The 21051-nt window shown below is 55.7% G+C and carries 19 protein-coding genes; 12 read left to right on the forward strand and 7 right to left on the reverse strand.

What is annotated here, in order from left to right:
* The first annotated feature begins 137 nt into the window (after window positions 1–137).
* Window positions 138–2897, forward strand: coding sequence for a DNA gyrase subunit A (gyrA, locus tag Z948_RS0116730; RefSeq protein ID WP_025060697.1), 2760 nt, complete (start codon window positions 138–140; stop codon window positions 2895–2897).
* 279 nt (window positions 2898–3176) lie between these two features.
* A complete protein-coding gene (locus Z948_RS0116735) occupies window positions 3177–3527 on the forward strand; it encodes a DUF6614 family protein (protein WP_025060698.1) in 351 nt (116 codons plus the stop codon).
* 55 nt (window positions 3528–3582) lie between these two features.
* Here Z948_RS0116735 and Z948_RS0116740 read toward each other — a convergent pair whose 3' ends face one another.
* The 3 genes from Z948_RS0116740 to Z948_RS0116750 are packed head-to-tail and all read right to left on the reverse strand — an operon-like array spanning window position 3583 to window position 7010.
* The gene (locus tag Z948_RS0116740; protein ID WP_025060699.1) at window positions 3583–5058 is read right to left on the reverse strand and encodes a carboxypeptidase M32; all 1476 of its coding nucleotides are present in this window, start codon (window positions 5056–5058) and stop codon (window positions 3583–3585) included.
* Window positions 5055–6206 (reverse strand): heme A synthase, encoded by a 1152-nt coding sequence (ctaA, locus tag Z948_RS0116745; RefSeq protein WP_025060700.1) that lies wholly within the window; start codon window positions 6204–6206, stop codon window positions 5055–5057. Before ctaA ends, Z948_RS0116740 begins: the two co-directional genes overlap by 4 nt.
* 57 nt (window positions 6207–6263) lie before the next feature.
* Window positions 6264–7010: an RNA methyltransferase gene (locus tag Z948_RS0116750; protein ID WP_174416589.1), complete on the reverse strand. Its 747-nt coding sequence runs from the start codon at window positions 7008–7010 to the stop codon at window positions 6264–6266.
* A gap of 119 nt (window positions 7011–7129) precedes the next feature.
* On the opposite strand from Z948_RS0116750, the gene Z948_RS0116755 reads away from it, so the two are divergent.
* Window positions 7130–7753, forward strand: a complete 624-nt coding sequence (locus Z948_RS0116755) for a thiamine phosphate synthase (RefSeq protein WP_025060702.1) — start codon at window positions 7130–7132, stop codon at window positions 7751–7753.
* 6 nt (window positions 7754–7759) lie between these two features.
* Here the strand turns inward: Z948_RS0116755 and Z948_RS0116760 are convergent, their stop codons facing one another.
* Window positions 7760–8878 (reverse strand): HupE/UreJ family protein, encoded by a 1119-nt coding sequence (locus Z948_RS0116760; RefSeq protein WP_025060703.1) that lies wholly within the window; start codon window positions 8876–8878, stop codon window positions 7760–7762.
* Between Z948_RS0116760 and Z948_RS0116765 the strand changes: the two genes are divergently transcribed.
* From Z948_RS0116765 to Z948_RS0116780, 4 genes are all read left to right on the forward strand, one after another.
* Window positions 8877–9698 carry a DUF4198 domain-containing protein gene (locus tag Z948_RS0116765; RefSeq protein ID WP_025060704.1) on the forward strand — a complete coding sequence of 274 codons (822 nt, stop codon included), beginning with the start codon at window positions 8877–8879 and terminating at the stop codon, window positions 9696–9698. The genes Z948_RS0116760 and Z948_RS0116765 overlap by 2 nt on opposite strands.
* Window positions 9699–9746: 48 nt before the next feature.
* Window positions 9747–10625, forward strand: coding sequence for a PfkB family carbohydrate kinase (locus tag Z948_RS0116770; protein ID WP_025060705.1), 879 nt, complete (start codon window positions 9747–9749; stop codon window positions 10623–10625).
* The gene (locus Z948_RS0116775) at window positions 10622–11533 is read left to right on the forward strand and encodes a pseudouridine-5'-phosphate glycosidase (protein ID WP_025060706.1); all 912 of its coding nucleotides are present in this window, start codon (window positions 10622–10624) and stop codon (window positions 11531–11533) included. The genes Z948_RS0116770 and Z948_RS0116775 overlap by 4 nt, the downstream gene beginning before the upstream one ends.
* 87 nt (window positions 11534–11620) lie before the next feature.
* Entirely contained in the window at window positions 11621–12361 is a 741-nt protein-coding gene (locus Z948_RS0116780) for a DUF502 domain-containing protein (protein ID WP_025060707.1), read from the forward strand.
* Here Z948_RS0116780 and Z948_RS0116785 read toward each other — a convergent pair.
* Window positions 12358–13395, reverse strand: a complete 1038-nt coding sequence (locus Z948_RS0116785; protein WP_025060708.1) for a patatin-like phospholipase family protein — start codon at window positions 13393–13395, stop codon at window positions 12358–12360. The two genes, Z948_RS0116780 and Z948_RS0116785, sit on opposite strands and share 4 nt — an antisense overlap.
* Before the next feature lie 57 nt (window positions 13396–13452).
* A complete protein-coding gene (locus tag Z948_RS0116790; protein ID WP_025060709.1) occupies window positions 13453–14238 on the reverse strand; it encodes a 3-hydroxybutyrate dehydrogenase in 786 nt (261 codons plus the stop codon).
* A gap of 585 nt (window positions 14239–14823) precedes the next feature.
* Here Z948_RS0116790 and Z948_RS0116800 point away from each other — a divergent pair.
* Together Z948_RS0116800 and Z948_RS0116805 are read left to right on the forward strand one after the other, a co-directional pair.
* Window positions 14824–16644 carry an extracellular solute-binding protein gene (locus Z948_RS0116800; RefSeq protein WP_425427142.1) on the forward strand — a complete coding sequence of 607 codons (1821 nt, stop codon included), beginning with the start codon at window positions 14824–14826 and terminating at the stop codon, window positions 16642–16644.
* A gap of 170 nt (window positions 16645–16814) precedes the next feature.
* Window positions 16815–17465: an aquaporin gene (locus Z948_RS0116805; RefSeq protein WP_025060711.1), complete on the forward strand. Its 651-nt coding sequence runs from the start codon at window positions 16815–16817 to the stop codon at window positions 17463–17465.
* Here the strand turns inward: Z948_RS0116805 and Z948_RS0116810 are convergent.
* Window positions 17454–18077 (reverse strand): helix-turn-helix domain-containing protein, encoded by a 624-nt coding sequence (locus Z948_RS0116810; protein ID WP_025060712.1) that lies wholly within the window; start codon window positions 18075–18077, stop codon window positions 17454–17456. The genes Z948_RS0116805 and Z948_RS0116810 overlap by 12 nt on opposite strands.
* Window positions 18078–18141: 64 nt before the next feature.
* Here Z948_RS0116810 and Z948_RS0116815 point away from each other — a divergent pair, with 64 nt between their 5' ends.
* The 3 genes from Z948_RS0116815 to Z948_RS18280 all read left to right on the forward strand — a co-directional run bounded on the left by Z948_RS0116815 (window position 18142) and on the right by Z948_RS18280 (window position 20974).
* Window positions 18142–19644 carry a class I adenylate-forming enzyme family protein gene (locus Z948_RS0116815; protein ID WP_025060713.1) on the forward strand — a complete coding sequence of 501 codons (1503 nt, stop codon included), beginning with the start codon at window positions 18142–18144 and terminating at the stop codon, window positions 19642–19644.
* On the forward strand, window positions 19644–20285 hold the full coding sequence (locus tag Z948_RS0116820) for a DsbA family oxidoreductase (RefSeq protein ID WP_025060714.1): 642 nt from the start codon (window positions 19644–19646) through the stop codon (window positions 20283–20285). Before Z948_RS0116815 ends, Z948_RS0116820 begins: the two co-directional genes overlap by 1 nt.
* A gap of 257 nt (window positions 20286–20542) precedes the next feature.
* On the forward strand, window positions 20543–20974 hold the full coding sequence (locus Z948_RS18280; RefSeq protein ID WP_025060715.1) for an adenylyltransferase/cytidyltransferase family protein: 432 nt from the start codon (window positions 20543–20545) through the stop codon (window positions 20972–20974).
* The last annotated feature ends 77 nt before the right edge of the window (window positions 20975–21051 follow it).

Here is a 21051-nt window from a genome sequence, read left to right on the forward strand (position 1 = left end):
CCAGCCAGCGGCTAAGGTCTTTGTAAAATTCACCCCGACAAGGGCCGCATTTTACGCAATAGGATTGCACCTTATCTGGGCTTCGCGCTATACTGACCCCCAAGATATAGAAGATATCAGCAAAGCTGGGACAGACATTGAGCGACACGCCGGAAACACCTGAAAACGAAGACGAAAACCGCCCCGAACGCCCTGTGTACGACGGGCCATCGGTCACCATCGAACACGAGATGCGCACCAGCTATCTCGACTATGCGATGTCGGTTATCGTCAGCCGCGCCATTCCTGATCTGCGGGACGGGTTGAAACCCGTTCACCGCCGCATTTTGTTTGCGATGCATGAAACGGGGAATACCTCGGATAAGGCCTATCGCAAATCAGCGCGTCCTGTTGGGGATGTGATGGGTCAGTACCACCCGCATGGCGATAGCGCGATCTATGATGCGCTGGTGCGCATGGCGCAGGACTTTTCCATGTCGCTGCCTTTGCTGGATGGTCAGGGCAACTTTGGCTCGATGGACGGCGATAACCCCGCCGCGATGCGTTATACCGAAGTACGCATGGATAAACCTGCTGCCTTCCTGCTGTCCGATATCGACAAAGATACCGTTGATTACCAAGACAACTATGACGGCAAACAGAAAGAACCTACCGTTCTGCCTGCCCGTTTCCCGAACATGCTGGTCAACGGTGCTGGTGGTATTGCTGTCGGCATGGCGACCAACATTCCGCCCCATAACCTTGGCGAAGTGATCGACGCCTGTCTCGCCCTGATCGAAGAGCCTGACCTGACCTCCGAGCAGTTGATCGATTACGTCCCCGGCCCTGACTTCCCCACTGGTGGCATCATGCTGGGCCGTTCTGGCGCGCGCAAAGCCTACCTAGAAGGGCGTGGCAGCGTTATTGTGCGCTCGAAAACCCGTATCGAGGAAATCCGCAAAGACCGCTGGGCGATTGTCATCGACGAAATCCCCTATCAGGTGAACAAAGCCTCCATGATCGAAAAGATCGCCGAGGCCGCGCGCGATAAAAAGATCGAAGGCATCGCCCATGTTCAGGATGAATCCGACCGCAATGGTGTGCGTGTTGTTGTCGAACTGAAACGGGACGCCACAGCCGAAGTGGTGATGAACCAGCTCTTCCGCTTTACGCCGATGCAGACCTATTTCGGCTGTAACATGCTGGCGCTGAACGGTGGCCGTCCAGAAACGCTGACGCTGCGCCGCTTCCTCACCAGCTTTATCGATTTCCGCGAAGACGTTGTGGCCCGCCGCACCGCCTATCTGCTGCGCAAAGCGCGCGAGCGCAGCCATATCCTGTGCGGTTTGGCTGTTGCGGTTACCAACATCGACGAAGTTGTTGCAACCATCCGCTCATCCGCGGATGCCGCCGAGGCGCGTAGCAAATTGATGACACGCCGCTGGCCCGCCGAAGGCATCCTGCCCTATATCGCGCTGATCGACGATCCGACACATACGGCCAACGACGATGGCACCTATAACCTGTCCGAAACACAGGCCCGCGCCATCCTCGAATTGCGCCTGCAGCGTCTGACACAGATCGGTGTCAAAGAAGTTACAGACGAGCTGGAAGAACTGGCCGCCAAGATCAAAGAATACCTCGAAATCCTTGGCTCGCGTGATCGCATCATGTCGATCATCCGTGACGAGCTGCAAGAGGTCAAAGACCTGTTCGCCGTCCCACGCCGCACCGAGATCGTTGATTGGTCTGGTGATATGGACGACGAAGACCTGATCGAACGCGAAGACATGGTCGTGACTGTGACCTCGGGCGGCTATATCAAGCGCACCCCGCTGGTTGATTTCCGCGCCCAGCGTCGTGGCGGCAAAGGTGTGTCTGGTATGGCCACCAAAGAAGAGGATGTTGTGACGACCCTCTTTGTGGCCAATACACACACGCAGCTGCTGTTCTTTACGACGGACGGGATGGTTTACAAGCTCAAGACGTGGCGCCTACCCCAAGGTAGCCGGACCTCCAAAGGCAAGGCTATTGTGAACATTCTGCCGATCCCGACAGGCGTTTCTATTGCCGCGATCATGCCAGTAGACCGTGATGAAAAAGAATGGGACGATCTGCAGGTGGTCTTTGCCACCTCCGCAGGGACCGTGCGCCGCAACAAACTGTCTGATTTCACCAACGTCATGCGTAACGGCAAGATCGCGATGAAATTCGAGGACGAGCATGAGGGCACCACCCTGATCAACGCACGTATCGCCAGCAATGATGACGATGTGATGCTGGTGACCAATTCGGGCCGTGCGATCCGTTTCCGTGCCACTGATGTGCGCGTGTTTAACAGCCGTAATTCGGTTGGTGTGCGCGGAATCAAATTGAACGGTGATGACAAAGTTGTCTCCATGTCGATCATCCGCCACTTTGACGCAGGCAGCGACGAACGCGCTGCTTATCTGAAGATGCGCCGCGCCATGGCGGGTATCGCGGATGATGCAGACACCGTTGACGAGGAAGAAGGCAACGCCGATATGCCCCTGTCGCAGGAGCGTTATGCAGAAATGTCTGCCGCTGAAAACCTGATCCTGACCATCACCGAAGGCGGCGCAGGCAAGCTGAGCTCAAGCCTTGATTACCCGCTGCGCGGTCGTGGTGGCATGGGTGTCACTGCGATGGACAAAGCCATGCGCGGCGGCCAGATCGTGGCTTCCTTCCCTGTTGAGATGGAAGACCAGATCATGCTGGCCACCTCCAAGGGCCAGTCGATCCGCGTGCCTGTTGAGGGGATCTCCTTCCGCTCGCGCAGCGCTGGCGGTGTAAAGGTCTTTGACACTGGCAAGAACGAAGTTGTCGTATCAGTTGCGTGGATTGCAGACCAAGGCGACGAAGATGTTGTTGAAGGTGAAGGCGATACCGCCGAGTAAACCTTTCGACCATTCAAACCCAAAAGAGCCGCTTCAAATTGAGGCGGCTCTTTTTAGTTGGAGAGCCCTCAGAAATGAGCCGCATAACTGGTAGCTGGATAAACTGCCTCCAAGCTCGTTCAATCGAACCAACGGCCCCTTCTAACCCATCGGCAAGGTGTCATACCCGCCAATAAACCAAGCGCGTCGAAAACTGCTGCGAAATAAGGGGGCCACCTTTAACCGATAGGTAACCTAACTGCTACATCTTGCGATGCAACAACCACGTAAGGAGCTTGGATGAACCTTTATCATTGTATGATCGACCTCAAAGAAGATTCCAAAGCGCTTGGGTTTTCGATGGCTCTCGAAAAGTGGATGAACCATCTAAAAGATGCAGGCAAAATCCAAAGCTGGCGTTTGATGCGCCGCAAGCTGAACCTCGCCTCGGATCAGCACGCGGATTTCATTCTGGAAATTGAAGTCGAAGATATGGCGCAGCTAGATCAGGCCTTCCGCCTAAGCGGCTCTCATGAAGAAGAGGTTGAACGCATGCACCGCGCTGTTCACGACCTTATCAAGCACAGCAGTTTTGGCCTTTACCGCCCCTTCCCAGACCCTGAGCGGTCTGAACGGATGGCGTTGATCTAGGGGCGCGCAGCGCCAAAGGTGCAGGCGTTGCGCGTTTTCAACCATCAGTTTCTCTTCAGAGGTTATAAATACCGCTGAACTTTTCCTTGAGATATCCCAGCAATGGGGCTTCGGATGGGGCTTGCCCCGATGCCTGTTCGATCACCGCGCGTGGCTCATACAGGCCACCGTGGGTTTGAACATTTGCGCCTAACCAATTGGTCGCTGAGGATGTGTCGCCTTTGGCCAGTTCTGCGTCCAGATTTGGCAGCGCCTTGCGCATCGCCTCGTTCAGGCAACCCGCGTAAACATTGCCCAAACTATAGGTCGGGAAATAGCCGAACAGGCCAACAGACCAATGAACGTCTTGCAACACGCCATTTGATGCTTTGTCGACCGCATAGCCGAAATCGGCCTCGAAACGGTCATTCCATGCGGTCTCTAGTTCGCTCACCTGAAGGTCACCCGACATCAGCGCGCGCTCTAGGTCAAAGCGCAAAAGGACGTGTAGGTTATACTGCAATTCATCCGCTTCGGTACGGATATAGCCATCGCCAACGCGGTTCACCACGCCATAGAAATCATCCTCGTTCTTTACGCCGAAATCACCAAAGGCATCTTTCATCTGGCCAAACAACCAGCCTGTAAAGGCGCGGCTGCGGCCGATCTGGTTTTCGTAAATCCGGCTTTGGCTTTCATGCACGCCCATGCTCACCCCATTGCCGAGCGGCGTTAGCAAGTAATCCGAGCTGATGTTCTGCTCATAGGCTGCATGGCCGACTTCGTGGATGGTTGAATACAGGCAGTTGAACGGATCAGCGGGGTTGGTGCGTGTGGTGATCCGCACGTCCATACCGGAACCGGAAGAGAACGGGTGAACGGCCTTATCCACCCGCCCGCGCGTCATGTCATAGCCGAATGCTTTGGCCAGTTGACGGGTCAGCTTCATCTGCGCCCCTTCATCGAAATCACCCGATATCGCCTCTGGCCCTTTCGCCTCTCGCACAGCTGCGCGGAGTTCAGACAAGACAGGGCGCATCGCGCCGAACATCGCCTCTAGGTCGGCGCCCGATGTACCGGGTTCATAGTCGTCCAGCATGGCGTCATAAACATCGCCACCTGCGGCCAATGCCTGCCCTTCTTCGCGTTTCAGCATGATGACTTCGGCCAATGTCGGGGCAAAGGCGCTGACGTCATCCGCTTCGCGTGCTTCGGCCCAGATGCCTTGTGACGCCGAAGTCAGCTTGGCCAACCGTGTCGCCAATGCTGCGGGGATCTTGCTGGTGCGATCAAAGCTGCGGCGGATGTGGCGCAGGTTGGCTTGGCCAACTTCATCCAGCGTCTTGGGGTCGATCGCTTCCAGCCATTCGCCCACACGTGGATCAATGCGGCGCGCATGCAGGATGCTTTCCATCGCGGCCATTTCTTCGGCACGTTGGGGCGCGGCACCGCGCGGCATCATGGTTTCCTGATCCCATCCCAGCCTTCCAGCCACCTGCCCAAGGGCCTGTGTATCACGGGTGAAAGCCATCAGATCATCATATGCGGTCATTTTGTTGCTCCTCTGAGCGAAGTGGCGATGGGGTAAAGGGATAGATGGCGCGCACGCAGGATCAAGACCCAGCATAATACGGCCAAGCCTTGGTGCATCAGCGCGATGGTCAACGGCGCCTCATACAGGACTGTGGTGATGCCCAGAACAACTTGCAGCGCAATCGCCGCAAAGGTGGCGTTAAAGGCAAACCGTGTGTTTGGGTGGGTTGAGGCACGTCCGCGCAGCCAGACAACAACAGCAAAGGCAAACAGCAGATACCCCGTCACGCGGTGAATAAACTGCACCAGCCCGGGGTTCTCGATAAAGTTCTTCCAGAACGGCTCTAGCGCAAAGGCCTGCGGTGGAAAGATCTGCCCAGCCATCAGCGGCCAATCCGTATAGGTGCGTCCCGCGTCGATCCCAGCCACCAGCGCACCAATCAGGATTTGCAAGAATGCGAAATGCAACAGACCGGTGGAGAGGCCAAACAGCTTACCCTCTTTGGCGCGGCGTGCCTGCATCAGATCACGCTCAGTGCGGCCAAGGCTAAGGGCATACCACGTGATAAACCCCATAATGACAAAGGCCAGCCCAAGGTGAACGGCCAAACGGCCGCTATGCACATCCGTCGTGTCCGTTCCCGAAGTAACGCCCGAGGATACCATCCACCAGCCAATCGCGCCCTGCAGGCCACCAAGCCCCCCCAGCAACAACAGCTTTGGCGTCCAGCCTGTCGGGATTTGTTTGCGCAGCAAAAACCACAGAAACCCAATGGCCCAGACAAGGCCAATCACTCGGCCCAACTGCCGATGGCCCCATTCCCACCAATAGATCAGTTTGAAATCAGCCAGCGTCATCCAGCTGTTTTGGAGGCGGAATTCATCGATCTCTTGGTATTTGGCGAATTCGGCCTGCCAATCGGCGGTGTTCATCGGCGGCATCGCCCCTGTGAACGGGCGCCATTCGGTGATGCTGAGGCCGCTGTCGGTCAAACGCGTTGCGCCGCCGATCAGGATCATCACAAAGACCAGCGCAAACAGCACCATCAGCCAGATCCGGATCGCGCCACGCGCGCCACCGCGCCCTGCGTCAATCACCCCTTTTGTCGCCACCGGCTTTGCCGCTTGGGCACCGACGTCTTCAAATAGCTTTCGATTGCTGGCCATGTCGCCCTCTCTTCGTAATCTTCTTATGTCTTTGGTAGTTGCACGCGCCAACGGGGTCTAGTCGCGTTCCTTCCAACGGACCATCTGCCGCAAGGTTCCGTGCAGCATCTGCACATCCGCGCGGGTCAGCGGCAGCCTGCTCCACATGTTTCGCAAGTTCGTCTTCATCGAGGAAGCCTTGTGTTCGGGGAAAAAGAAGCCCGCGTCTTCCATCCGTTCCTCATAATGTTTCGCCAGATGCTCAATCTCGGAATGGTCCGCCCAATCGGTGCCCGCCATTTCCTGTACCACAGGCGTATGGTTGCCCTGCTGGCGCATCCATTCATAGCCCATCAGCAAAACGCACTGCGCAAGATTCAGCGAGGCGAACTCGGGGTTCACAGGCACAGAAACAATCGCATTCGCGCGCGAGATGTCGTCGTTTTCGAGGCCCGCACGTTCGGGGCCAAATAGAACGGCCACCCGTTCACCCGCAGCGATCTTTTCCGCCGCCAGCGCCATTGCGGCCTCTGGCGTGTAGACGGGTTTGGTCAGGTCACGATCCCGCGCTGTGGTGGCAAAGACAAAATTACAATCCCCCAGCGCATCCGGCAGGTCTGGCGAAACTTGGGCCGCATCCAAAACACGGCCAGCGCCAGAGGCCATCGCAACAGCCGATTGATTGGGCCAGCCATCACGCGGGTTGACGATACGCATATGATCCAAGCCGAAATTCAGCATGGCACGGGCAGCCGCGCCGATGTTTTCGCCCATCTGGGGGCGCACAAGGACAAAGCTCGGGGTGGGTGGTGTTTCTACTCTCATAGACAGTCTCTTACCCCGCGCCCCTGCCCTTGCCAATATGAAGCAAGCAGCGGATTAACGTTTCCATCCTGATCCAGATTACGCTAATCAGCCCTAAGCCACCCAAAGGACATTTCGACATGCAAGACGCACCAGAACAGCCGCAGCTATACCTCATCACACCTCCCGCGCTTGAGCTGGAGAGCTTTCCCGATGTGTTGGCAAGTATTCTGGACACCCATGAAACGGCTTGCGTGCGCCTTGCGTTATCCACCACAGACGAAAGCGAGCTGTCGCGCGCCGCTGATACGCTGCGCGTGATCACCGATGCCCGTGACGTGGCGCTGGTCATCGCCGAGCATGTTTTACTGGCAGAGCGCCTTGGTCTGGACGGTGTGCACCTGACTGATGCAGCACGTTCGGTTCGCCATGCGCGCACAACTTTGGGCGCAGACGCTATTGTTGGCAGTTTCTGCGCAGGATCGCGTCATGACGGGATGAGTGCAGGCGAAGCTGGCGCGGATTACATTTCCTTTGGCCCCGTTAAAGAAACCGCCTTGGGTGACGGTGAAGTGGCCGAAGAAGACCTGTTTCAGTGGTGGTCCGAAGTGATCGAAGTTCCCTGCGTGGCCGAAGGCCATCTCGATGTTGAGATGATCGCGAAACTTGCGCCGAAAACGGATTTCTTTGGCATTGGCAATGAAATCTGGGGTCAGGACGATCCTTTGGCCGCCCTGACCACGCTTTGGTCTGCAATCGGCTAAGCAGCGTTACAGCAACGTCCGCTCGACCACCCAATAGGCGCCGATCGCTGCGATTACGCAGGATGCAGGGATCGCGATGGCGCGGCGATACCAGCTTTTGCGGATCGCCCAGCCTACCGCGATAAAGGCAATGGCAATCACCGTCAGCTGGCCCAGTTCAACCCCGATGTTGAACCCGATAAGCGCGGGCACAAACTGCCCTGACGGCAGGCCAAAATCACCCAGCACCGAAGCAAAGCCGAGGCCGTGCAACAGGCCAAAACCAAAGATCACCACGGCCCTCCACGGGTTTAGCCCAGAGGCAAAGATGTTTTCGACCGCGACATAGACAATCGAGGCCGCGATCAGCGGCTCAACGATGCTGCCCGGTACATTCACAAGCCCCAGCGCCCCCAGCGCCAAGGTAACCGTATGGGCCAAGGTAAACGCGCTGACCTGCCAGATCAGCGGACGCAACCGCGTCGAGAGAAAGAACAGCCCCAAGACAAACAGGATGTGATCCAACCCTTTAGGCAAGATGTGATCAAACCCGACTGGGATGTATGACACAAACGTTTGCCACCCGCTCAGCGCATCCCCCCCGCTCAGTGAAATCTCGGCAAGGCCACCACCGTTGATCAACCCTGTAAACGGCTCGTCCACCCCCTGCTGGCGCAGAACCATATCGCCGCTGCCATAGGGCCAAGCGACGGTTAGCTTTCCTGGCTCAACCCCTTGAGCCTGCAAAACCCATGAGGTGACGCGTGCCAGCTCAAAATCCGAAACGGTGGGAACGGAAACATCAATACTGTTTAAAGTCAGCGCCTTGCCGCCCATACTTAACACAGGCAGCGCATTCCATTTCGGCAGCAACTGCCCCGCTTGTTCGGCCAAAGCATCCGCAGGCATCGCCCTAAGCGTATCATAGCCCTGAGCCTGCGGCGCGTCGTTTATGTTTTCAAATTCATTGAGGTTAACCTCTGCCAAGAAGGCTTCGAGGTTGATTTGCAAAGTGAGTTCCGCCTTGCCATCCTCTACGGTCAGATCGGCAATCGTGGGCACAACTTCGTGTGCATGGGCCAGTGTGCTTGACATCATCAGCGCGGCTGTCAGCTTTGTCATCAACCACAAGGACCATCGCTTCATGTTTCTCACCCGTCTTTTTTCTTTTGTAAGTGCCACGGCGCTTTTGTCATCCGCGGCTTTGGCCCATGAGTTTTGGATCGAACCGCCAAAGTTTCAAGTCCAAAAAGAAAGCCCTTTTGTCGCGGAGCTGAAGAACGGTCAAAAATTTGAAGGCGTCAGCCAGCCCTATTTTGAAAACCGCACCACGCGGCTGGATGTTTCGCTGGGAAAGGACACAACCGAGATCATCGGCAGGATGGGCGACCGCCCCGCAATCCAGCTTCCTGCCCCTGCGAAAGACGGGTTGATGATCATCACCCACGAAGCGGCCCCCTCTATCGTGACCTACCGCGAATGGGAGAAGTTCGTGAATTTCATCCAGCATAAGGATTTTCAACAGGCCCAAGCGACCCATGAGAACCGCGGTTGGGCCAAAGAGAATTTTCGCGAATCCTACACCCGTCATTCAAAATCCCTGATAGCGGTTGGCCATGGCGAAGGAGATGACCGCGCAATGGGGCTTGAGACGGAATTCATCGCGCTGGACAACCCATATCGCGACGGGTTTGATGGCGTATTTGATGTTTCGTTACAGTACCTTGGAACCCCGCGCAGGGATGCCCAGATCGAGATATACGCAAAAGATGCCGCAGGTCTGGTGAGCGTGTCGATCCAGCGCACCGATGCCAAAGGCATTGCCGCCATACCTGTCAAAACCGGCCACAGCTATTTGTTAGACGCCGTTGTTCTACGAAAAGCCGCAAATGCGACCACAGCCGAGGCTGGCCCGATCTGGGAAACGCTATGGGCCTCAATGACTTTTGCAGTTCCCGATAAATAGCAGGTAAAGCGCTTGCGCGTCTTACCACTTGGCGTCAAAACCGCAGATATGACAGATACTCCTCAAATCCTATGTATTGGTTCCGTTCTTTGGGATGTAATCGGGCGATCTGACGCCGCGATGCGCCAAGGTTCTGACATGCCGGGCCGCATCACCCGCCTGCCCGGCGGTGTGGCGCTGAACATCGCCATGGCGCTTAGGCGTTTTGGCCTTTCCCCCAGCCTGCTCAGCGCGGTTGGTCGGGATGCGGATGGCGAGGCCCTGATTGCTGCCTGTAACGCACGTGGGCTTGGCACGGATTTGATCTATCGCTCGGATGATCTGCCGACCGATCAATATATGGCTGTTGAGGGGTCAAACGGTTTGATCGCCGCCATTGCCGATGCCCATTCGCTAGAAGCCGCAGGCGACAAAATCCTGCGCCCGCTGGAAGCTGCAAGTGAACCCTATACAGGTGCTATCGCTCTTGATGGAAACCTGACAATTGATCTGTTGTCCCAGATGGCGCAGAGCCCCCTTTTGGCGCAGGCTGATTTGCGCGTTGCCCCCGCATCCCCGGGCAAGGCGCTGCGCCTTAGCCCTTTTGTGCAAACGGGTCGCGGCACGCTATACGTCAACCTCGAAGAGGCCAGCCTGTTGTGCCAAATGCAATTTGACAGCTCGCAAGATGCGGCAAAAACGCTGCTAGAGCGCGGCGCGGCGCGCGCGGTTGTCACCGATGGCGGCAACCCCGCCACCGTGGCCACCCCCGATGACATCGTCAGCCAAACCCCTCCCCCTGTTTCCGTCACCCGCGTTACAGGTGCGGGTGATACGTTTATGGCAGCCCATATCGCTGCTGAATTACGCGGCCTTTGTGCAGGCGATGCACTGGATGAGGCATTATCCGCCGCAGCCCTTTATGTTTCCGGAGAGACAACCATATGATCCCGATCACCTATTCCGCCGAAGTTTCCGCAGCACGCGAAAACGGCACGGCCATCGTTGCGCTGGAAAGCACGATCATCACCCACGGCATGCCCTACCCACAAAACGTCGAGGTCGCGCGTCTGGTCGAAGGTGACATCCGCGCCGCTGGTGCGGTTCCGGCAACCATTGCCGTGATGAATGGCACCCTCCACATCGGTTTGGATGATGATGAGCTTACGACCCTCGCCCAAACCAAAGGCGTCGCAAAGCTGAGCCGTGCCGATATTGCTGCCTGCATTGCGACTGGTGGCACGGGCGCAACCACGGTTGCGGCAACAATGATCGCGGCAAAACTGGCGGGTATCGCGGTTTTTGCAACGGGCGGCATCGGCGGCGTTCACAAAGGGGCCGAAGACAGTTTCGACATCTCGGCCGATTTGATGGAACTGGCCCAAACCGACGTTACCGTTGTCGCAGCGGGCGCCAAAGCCATTCTGGATGTCGCCAAAACGCTGGAGGTTCTGGAAACCCAAGGCGTGCCTGTTATTGCCTATTGCCAAGATGATTTTCCCGCCTTTTGGTCGCGCGGTTCCAAGTTGAAAGCGCCTTTGCGCATGGATGACCCTGCCCAGATTGCCCGCGCCCATGAAATGCGCGGCCTTATGGGGCTTCCTGGTGGTCAGCTGATCGCCAACCCAATTCCTGTTGATGCCGAAATCCCTGCTGCCGAACTCGCCCCGATTATCGCAACCGCGCAGGCCGATGCGGATAAGGCGGGAATTGTCGGGAAAGGCGTCACACCTTATTTGTTGCAACGCATATTCGAGCTGACAAATGGCCGTTCCTTAGAGGCAAACATTGCACTGGTGCGCAACAATGCACGTCTGGCGGCGAAAATTGCCCTAGAAATAGGCACCAAACCCTAGATTTCGCCAATTCTTGCCATTGTTACTGCGTAAACCAACGCATAGCTATACAATCAGACCAGTTACTTTCCGGAAACCACCCTCACTATGAATACCCCATTTGATCCTGATCCAATTAGCCCACAAAAACGTGGATTAATTTCACGGGCCCGAGGGAACTTCCTAACCGGTCTGGTCGTGATTGCGCCGGTGGGCCTGACGATTTGGCTGATCTGGAGCGTTGTGGGCTGGATCGATGGCTTTGTGTTGCCTTTGGTGCCGCTCAAATATCACCCTGATCGCCTTATTCAGGATTTGCTGGGGCTGGATCCGCTGGTGCAGATCAACGTGCGCGGCATCGGCGTGGTTATCTTTTTGTTGTTCACGGTTTTGGTGGGCTGGATCGCCAAGGGGTTGATTGGGCGCTCGGCAATCCACTTTGCCGAAGGGCTGGTGGAACGCACCCCTGTTGTGCGCTCGATCTATTCCGGCATCAAACAAATTTCCGAAACGATCTTTGCCCAGAACGACCGGAGCTTTGAAACAGCCTGCCTGATCGAATATCCGCGCAAAGGTATTTGGGCGATCGGGTTTATCTCGACTGGCGCAAAAGCGGAAATTGCTGAAAAATCAGACCCTTCGGATGAGATGTTATCGGTTTTCCTACCGACAACGCCAAACCCGACCTCGGGCTTTTTGCTGTTTCTCCCCAGACGCGATGTGATCGAGTTGGACATGTCTGTAGAGGATTCCGCCAAATTGGTGATCTCGGCTGGGCTGGTTTACCCCAACCCCAAAGCGCAGGAAAACGGCGACGAACCCATCGCCGACCTAAACGCGCGCCGCTAGGCGAACATCTCTAGCAGGTTTACGCTGCTGCGCTTGCCAATGTTATCCACGTCATCGCGCAGAAATGCCTCGGCTGCGGCATGGCCTGCGGTTTTCAGCTGACCAATCACCGTTGGATTTGGCACAATCTTGGTCGCCGCCGATAGTTTCCCCATCAGAACGTCATCCGCAATCATGTGGATACGAACGCGGCTCATCTTGCCTGACTCGACCGTGCCTTCCTCGATCAAACGTTGCACAAATTCAATCGCGCGCAATTCGCGCAGCAGGCTGGAGTTAAAGCTGATCTCATTGACACGGTTCTGGATTTCCTGAGGTGTCGTCGGGATGGTGTCGCGCTCTAGTGGGTTAATGTTAATGATAACAATGTCTTCGGGAAGTTTTGGATTGAACAGCGGGAACAAGGCAGGGTTGCCCGTAAATCCACCATCCCAAAACGCTTCCTTGCGATCTGTTTTCTTGTCAAAAATCTCAACCGCTTGAAAAACAGTGGGCAAACAGGCCGAGGCCATCAAGGCATCTGGTCCGATCTCATCCCCTTCGAATACGCGGATTTTACCGTTCCGAACGCGGGTAGCCCCGACATAAAACACCGGCTGATGATCGTCACAGACCTGTTCATAATTAAACTTTTCCACAATGTCGCGCAGCGGGTTTTTATAAAGAGGCCCATAAGAATAAGGCGACATCATTCGCGTCATCGCATCGCCCATGGCAAAGGGCATACTATATTCGATCTGCTTGCTCAGGACTTGCAGGCCAAACGGAGCCATCCAGTCGCCCATGCGCAGATCCGAAACACCTGCCACCTGCATCCAGAGCCATTCCAGATTATCCCGTGCCCCCTGACGGCCGCCTGAAATCATCCCTGATTTAAGCGCCGCGCCATTCAGCGCACCGGCAGAGGTGCCAGACATGCCGCAAATCTCTAGATCATCCTCTTGCAAAAGCCGGTCCAGTACCCCCCATGTAAACGCGCCATGGGCGCCGCCGCCCTGAAGCGCCAGATTGATCTTTTTTGTCGCCTTGGCCATGGGGTGCCCTTTTAGGTCAGAGAGGTTGTGCGCCCGCGTTCTGGGCGCACATAAGGATCAAAGAGCGGTCCAGCCGCCATCAACGCTGATCTGTGTTCCAGTAATCTGATCCGCCGCCGCAGAACACAAGAAGGCAGCTGTGCCGCCCAACTGCTCAACGGTTGCAAAATCCTTGCTTGGCTGACGTTTGAGCATAACGTTTTTGATCACGTCTTCGCGGCTCATGTCGTATTCCTTCATCGTGTCGGGAATTTGGCTTTCCACCAGCGGCGTCAAAACATATCCGGGGCAGATCGCGTTTGCGGTGATCGGCTCTTCGGCGGTTTCCAGAGCAGTGGTTTTGGTCAGGCCCACGATACCGTGTTTGGCCGCGACATAGGCGGATTTATAGGGCGATGCGGTCAACCCATGTGCAGAGGCCACGTTGATCACACGGCCCCAGCCCGCTTTGCGCATCATTGGCAAGGCCACGGCTGATGTGTGAAAAGCCGAGCTAAGGTTAATCGCGATGATGGCATCCCACTTTGATGTCGGGAATTCAGGAATAGGCGCAACGTGTTGAATGCCCGCGTTGTTAATCAGAATATCGCAAACACCCGCTTCTTCGATCAATTGGCGGCACTCATCCCCTTTAGACATATCCGCCTTGATATAGCGCGCCTTTACCCCTGTTTCTTTGGCAATCTGCGCGGCCAGCGCGTGATCTTCTTCGCGATCCGAAAAGGAGTTTAGAACAATGTCGGCCCCTGCCTTTGCCAGTTCTTGGGCGATGCCCAATCCAATACCAGAATTCGAGCCCGTAATAACGGCGGTTTTGCCAGACAAGTCATAGGTAAGAGCCATGATCGTTCTCCATATAAGTTTGTTATTTGATACTGTTTATGCCGCAGGTGCGAAAGGCCGATAACACTTTGGTCTTTTCACAAATACATCACCAATAACCGCAGCCCGCACAAAAAATTGACCCCATCTTTACCTCTATAGGCGATCTTTCTGCCCGCAGCAGAATGCTCTGCCAAAAACAAGAGAATCGGTATCCATTTTGGTCAACAGATAAAGCCCACGCATGACGCGCCGCCTTTCTGCGCAGACTAAGGCGTAAACATCAGCTGATGATTTCAGCACAGCCCTTTAAAAGGATCGAAAACCTATAAAATACGGGAATTTCCAACAAAATAACGCACGACTGCGCGGATACCCTTCGTCAAAAAATAGCGCAAAGCCGCATCCCCTAAACAAAAAAAACGCCCGCACAAGGCGGGCGTCAAGTTATTGAGGCAGGTTTCATACAGGCAAGAAACCTATCGAGCAGTAAGGTCTTTATAAGGAATTATGGTCTAAACGCCAAGCATAAAGTTTGCGCCTTCGAGCAGACCTCGTTAGAGGTTTGGGTAATAAAAAAAAGGGCAGCGCAGGATTGTTTCGAAAATGGCTTTAGATTTTTTCCCGATTGCACGGGGATTTACGACCCTGTCTTCACTGATTCTTTGGGGAATCGCCGTTCATGCTGAACCTCAGCATGCTATTTCCATGTATGGCGACCCTGCATTGGGTCAGGATTTCACCCATCTGCCCTATGCGAATCCGGACGCGCCCAAAGGGGGCGGCATTGTTTTGGGCAATACCGGCGGCTTTGACAGCCTCAATCCGTTTGTGCGCAAAGGCACCTCACCTTGGCAGCTGCCCTTCTTTACCCATGAAACCCTCATGGGGCGCTCTTGGGATGAACCCTTTACGCTTTATGGATTACTCGCTGAAACGATTGAAACAGATGAGGAGCGGACGTGGGTTGAATTTACCCTGCGCGAAAATACCCGTTTTTCTGACGGCTCTGCGCTGACGGTCGAGGACGTTATTTTCAGCTTTGAAACCTTGGGAACCGTTGGGCACCCGAAATACCATAGCCTGTATCGTCAGATCGAAAGCATCGAACAAACGGGTGAACGTTCGGTTCGACTGACCTTTAACACCGAAAACCGCGAGCTGGCTTTGCTGGCAGGATTGCGCCCCATCCTATCCAAGGCCCAGTGGGAAGGACGCGAGATCGCCAATGCGCCGGTTCAGGACATCCCGATCGGCTCTGGCCCTTATACTGTTGGCGACTATGAACCGGGTCGTTTTGTTCAACTGACCCGTAATCCAGATTATTGGGGCGCTGATCTGCCGTTTCGGACTGGTACGCATAACTTTGACACGATCAAATTGGACTTTTACGGCGATTCAAAAGTGCTGTTCGAGGGGTTCAAAGTAGGCGAAGTTTCCGCAGTGCGCGAATTCAACGCAGAAAGCTGGGAGAGCCAATATACCTTTCCTGCGGTGACAAATGGCGACATCGTTAAATCGGTTATTCCACATCAAAAGCCGTCAGGCATGACCGGATTTGTCATGAACACCCGCCGCGCGCCTTTTGACGATTGGCGTATCCGTGATGCGCTGATCCATGCGTTTAACTTTGAATACATCAATGACACCTTAACCGGTAACACCCAGCCACGGATCACTTCGTATTTCTCAAACTCCGTTTTGGGAAAAGAGAGTGGCCCCGCCCAAGGCCGCGTTGCTGAAATGCTGCTGCCTTATCAAGATACCCTGCCCGTCGGCACGATCGAGGGTTACGACCTGCCTGTTTCCAACGGCACGGCCCGCAACCGCGCAGGCATTCGCAACGCAATGGCCCAGTTTGAGGCCGCTGGCTACACCGTCGAAAATGGCAAGATGTTGCGCGGGGATGGCTCGCCCGTTTCGTTCAGCATTCTCATTGCCAAAGGCAGTACCGAAGACATCGCTATTGCCGAACTTTATCTGCGCGCGCTTGAACGGCTGGGGATTACGGCCACTATCGAAACCGTTGATGATGCACAGTATTTTTCGCGTTCGGGCGAGTTTGATTTTGATATCACCCCCTTCCGCCGCGCCCTATCCCTTAGCCCCGGAAACGAGCAAAAGTTTTATTGGGGCAGCGGTGCTGCTGATCTGGAAGGGTCCCGTAACCTGATGGGCGCGCGCAGCCCTGCGATTGATGCCATGATTGACGAGATGCTGAACGCGCGTGACAGCGCGGATTTCGTGGCCGCAACGCGCGCGCTTGATCGGATCCTGACCGCTGGGCGCTATGTCATCCCGTTTTGGTCCTATACCGAGGGGCGCGTCGCCCATGTAAAGCAGATGAAATTCCCAAAAACCTTACCAATCTATGGCGATGGCGCCCAATGGATGCCCGAGGTTTGGTGGTGGGACGACAATCAATAAAGTACTCATCGGCTAAAGGGCCGCTGCAGAAAAATTGTCATAAACTGTTTCAATACGAGCCCACAGCGGGGAGGCAAAGGCCATAACGCCCTGCACCGCACAAGCGCCCCACTTGCTGATCGGGATCGGCCCGCATTGCAGACGCATTTGAACGCGTGTAGCAAACTCACATGACACAAAAAATATTTGCGGAACTCGTCGGCACTGCGATGCTGCTTATCTCGGTTATTGGATCGGGGATCATGGGCGTTGAATTGGCCCAAGGGAATGACGCGATTGCGCTGCTGGCCAATGCGATCGCCACCGGCTGTATGTTGTTTGTCATCATCACCGTCCTTGGCCACCGATCAGGCGCCCACTTTAACCCCGCTGTCAGCTTTGCCTTCTTCCTACGAGGAGAGCTGACATTTGTGACTTTTGCGAGCTTTGTCATCGCTCAGGTTGTGGGTGGCGTTTTGGGGGTATGGGCTGCGCATATTATGTTTGATCTGCCTGTTCTTCAGGTGAGCCAAACCTTGCACCGCACTGGTGGGGCGCAGTGGTTCTCGGAAATTCTTGCGACTTTGGGCCTGCTGTTTGTCATCTTTGGCGGCATCCACGTGGGGAAAAAGGCGGTCCCGACTCTGGTTGCGCTATATATCACTGGCGCTTATTGGTTCACATCCTCCACCAGCTTTGCCAACCCTGCGGTAACTTTTGCACGTGGCTGGTCAGATACCTTTGCGGGCATCTACCCCGGTCACATCGCAATGTTTATCGTGATGCAGTTGATCGCCGTGCTCATCGGGCATTTCACCCTAGGGCCATTGTTAGACGAGTGATGTGACCCAGAGGATCGTCGCATCCTCATCCGAAGTCGAGATCACATTATGCCCCATGGCAGCGTCGTAATAGGCGCTGTCGCCCCGCCGCATTTCGATCGGTTCGTAAAACTCGGTATAGAGCTTAATAACCCCCGTCAGAACATATAGAAATTCTTCGCCGTCATGGCGCACCCAGCCGTCGAATTCCTCCATCTGGCGGGCGCGGATACGGGCGCGATAAGGCAGCATGTTCTTTTTGCGCAGACTGTCCGCCAGCAGCTCGTGTTCATAGGTGGCAGTGGCTTGCGCGGCCCCTTCGCCTGATTTTGTCACGGCCATGCGGCCATTGATCTGCTCAGCCGCGGGCGGCGTAAACAGCTGAGGCACGGATATTTCCAACCCTACAGCCAGCTTTTTCAACGCGTCATAGGTCGGTGACATCTGCGCGTTTTCGATTTTCGACAGGGTCGAGCGGGCCAGCCCAGCTTGGCTTGCGGCTTGTTCAAGCGTCCACCCCCGCGCCTTGCGCAATTCGCGAACACGTGCCCCCAAATCAACCGGAGGTACGGTATGGGCCGCACCGTCTTCGCGGGCGATCTGAATCATGGATTTAGCTGGATCATTTGTCATAGCGGTTGGTATAGCCGCGCGGCCTGCGCCTTGCAACGCGCAGCGCTGCGGGTTAGCGATAGCCATGCTGTCAATTTTCGATCAAGGCCCACCGCCGCCCTGCCCTTCACCGTTCAATATGGCGGCTCATGTTCTGGGAAAAGCGCAGGCAGTTCCTGAAAAGGTTGCCCTTTGCGTATTAGGTGAAAAAGACTGGACTTACAGCGCATTAGAAGCCGCCGTTCTGGGAACCGCAACAGGCCTGTTATCCGCAGGGGCGGTTGCGGGGGATCGCATTTTGATGCGGCTTGGCAATACGGTTGATTTCCCCCTTGCCTATCTTGGCGCGCTTGCTGCTGGGATGGTGCCTGTCCCGACGGCATCAGCGCTGACCGAGCGCGAAGTTGCCCCGATGATCGCAACTTTGTCGCCAAAGCTGATCCTGCGCGACCCTTCTGTTGCCTGCCCCGATGATCCGCGGATCATCGAGCTTGATCCTCTGCGCCAAATGCGCAGCCTTCCCCCAGCGCGTTATCATATGGGTGATCCCGAGCGGGCTGGATATATCATCTATACGTCGGGCACCTCTGGCAAACCGCGCGCTGTTGTACACGCCCACCGCGCCATCTGGGCGCGCAAAATGATGCATAGCGGCTGGTACGGGCTGGACAGCAATGATCGCATGCTGCACGCGGGGGCGTTCAACTGGACCTATACACTGGGCACGGGGCTGATGGACCCTTGGACCGTTGGCGCAACGGCGATCATTCCCGCGCCAAACACGGCAGCCACCGAATTACCCAAGCTCATCCAAGAAAACAATGCCACGATTTTCGCCGCAGCGCCTGGTGTGTATCGGCAATTGCTTCAACAGACCGACATCCCCCCAATGCCCAGCCTGCGCCATGGCCTTAGCGCTGGTGAAAAACTGCCGCCCGCGATTTGTGCCCGCTGGGAAGAGGCAACCGGAACCGCCGTTTATGAAGCCTACGGCATGTCGGAATGTTCGACCTTTATCTCGGCCTCGCCCGACCATCCTGTTTCGTCCACCGTTTTGGGCCGCCCCCAACAGGGTCGCCATATCGCATTGCTAGATCACAACGGCCCCGTTGCGTTAGGCCAAGAAGGTACAATCGCCGTTCACCGCAGTGATCCTGGATTAATGTTGGCCTATCTGGACGCGCCAGAAGAAACCGCCGCCAAGATGCAAGGCGATTGGTTTTTGACAGGCGATCAGGGCAGCATGGATGCTGATTTCCAAATCACCTATTTGGGCCGCAACGACGATATGATGAATGCGGGCGGCTTTCGTGTTTCCCCTGTTGAGGTCGAGGCCTGTCTGGCGCGATTTGATGGCATCACAGCCGTTGGTGCCGCAGAAGTGATGGTGAAAGAGGACGTCAGCGTGATCGCCGCCTTCTATACCGCCCCATCCCCCCTAGACGAAGACGCGCTGCGCAGTTATGCCAGCGCCAACTTGGCGCGCTATAAACAGCCGCGCCTGTTCATTCATTTGCCAGAGCTGCCCATGGGCGCAAACGGCAAGATTTTGCGCCGATCGCTGCGCCAGCACTACGAGGCCCCCTGATGACCAATTCGATCAAGCTAGATATCATGTCCGACCCGATCTGCCCTTGGTGCTATATCGGCAAGGCGCATCTGGACCGCGCCTTGGCCGCGCATCCCGATCATCCGTTTCTGATCGAATGGCACCCCTTTCAGCTAAACCCTGACATGCCCGCCGAAGGCATGGGCCGCCGCGCCTATCTAGAGGGTAAGTTCGGTGGCAAAGAAGGCGCCGTGCGCGCCTATGCGCCCGTTGTCGAACACGCAGAGAAAGCTGGCCTGAACATCAACTTTGAAGGGATGCAGCGCACCCCAAACACGTTGAACGCCCACCGCCTGATCCACTGGGCGGGCATTGAGGGGCGCCAGACCGCCGCCGTTTCCGCCCTGTTCAAAGCCTATTTCGTTGATACCCGCGATATTGGCGATACCGAAGTGCTGACCGATATTGCAGATAGTATCGAAATGGATGCCTCTGTTGTGGCGCGTTTGTTGGCGACTGACGAAGATATGCAAGCCATCCGTGACCGCGATGCGCATAGCCGGCAGATGGGCATCAACTCGGTCCCGACCTTTATCGTGGGGGGCCGCCACGCCGTGCCTGGCGCACAACCACCCGAGCTATGGGCCAAGGTCATCGCCGAAGTCACTCAAGAATCCTGACCTGTTGCACAATCGCCGCAATGCGATGTGCCTTGGCATTATCCGCTAGGATAACCCGCCTGACTGCCATAGAATCTTGGTTAAGAGGCAAAAAGCCTCATGAATAATAATACCTATGAGCAGGTATGCAGGCAGTGATCAGGTTTACGTTCCATCGGGACGCCCCCTTTCCGTTCAAAGAGCGACGTATGCGTCGCGCTACCGCTCATGTCGTGCATTTGCACGGGGTTTGGTGAATTGAGAAAGGCTTTGCTATTATGATGTCCCCTATGTCTTCGCGTGTTGTGCTGACCTATGGATCGTTTGATCTGTTTCATCAGGGCCATGCGCGATTGCTTCAACGCCTTTCTATGTTGGGGTCCGAACTGATCGTGGGATGTTCTACTGATGCCTATAACGAAAAAATGGGTGTGCCATCGGTCACCTCATATGCACAGCGCCGGTTGATGCTGGAAAGCTGCCGTTTCGTCAGCCGCGTCATCGCCGAGCAGGACTGGAACCAGAAATACACCGATATCGTGAATTATAACGTTTCGGTCTTTGCCATGGGCGAAGATTGGAGAGGCCAGTTTGACCATTTTGAGGACGTCACACAGGTGGTCTATGTGCCGCGTGCGGAAATCATCGGTGCCCGTCGCCCTTTCCATGCGGTGCCACAACCCTCGCTAAAGGTGGCCTCGGGGTATTAACCTCGCGTTACCGATTGCCTCTTTTGAAACGCGAAGATACTGCTGACTAAGAATTCCTTTTATTTTTTGATCAGCTA

The organism is Sulfitobacter donghicola DSW-25 = KCTC 12864 = JCM 14565 (assembly GCF_000622405.1).
GTDB lineage: Bacteria > Pseudomonadota > Alphaproteobacteria > Rhodobacterales > Rhodobacteraceae > Sulfitobacter > Sulfitobacter donghicola.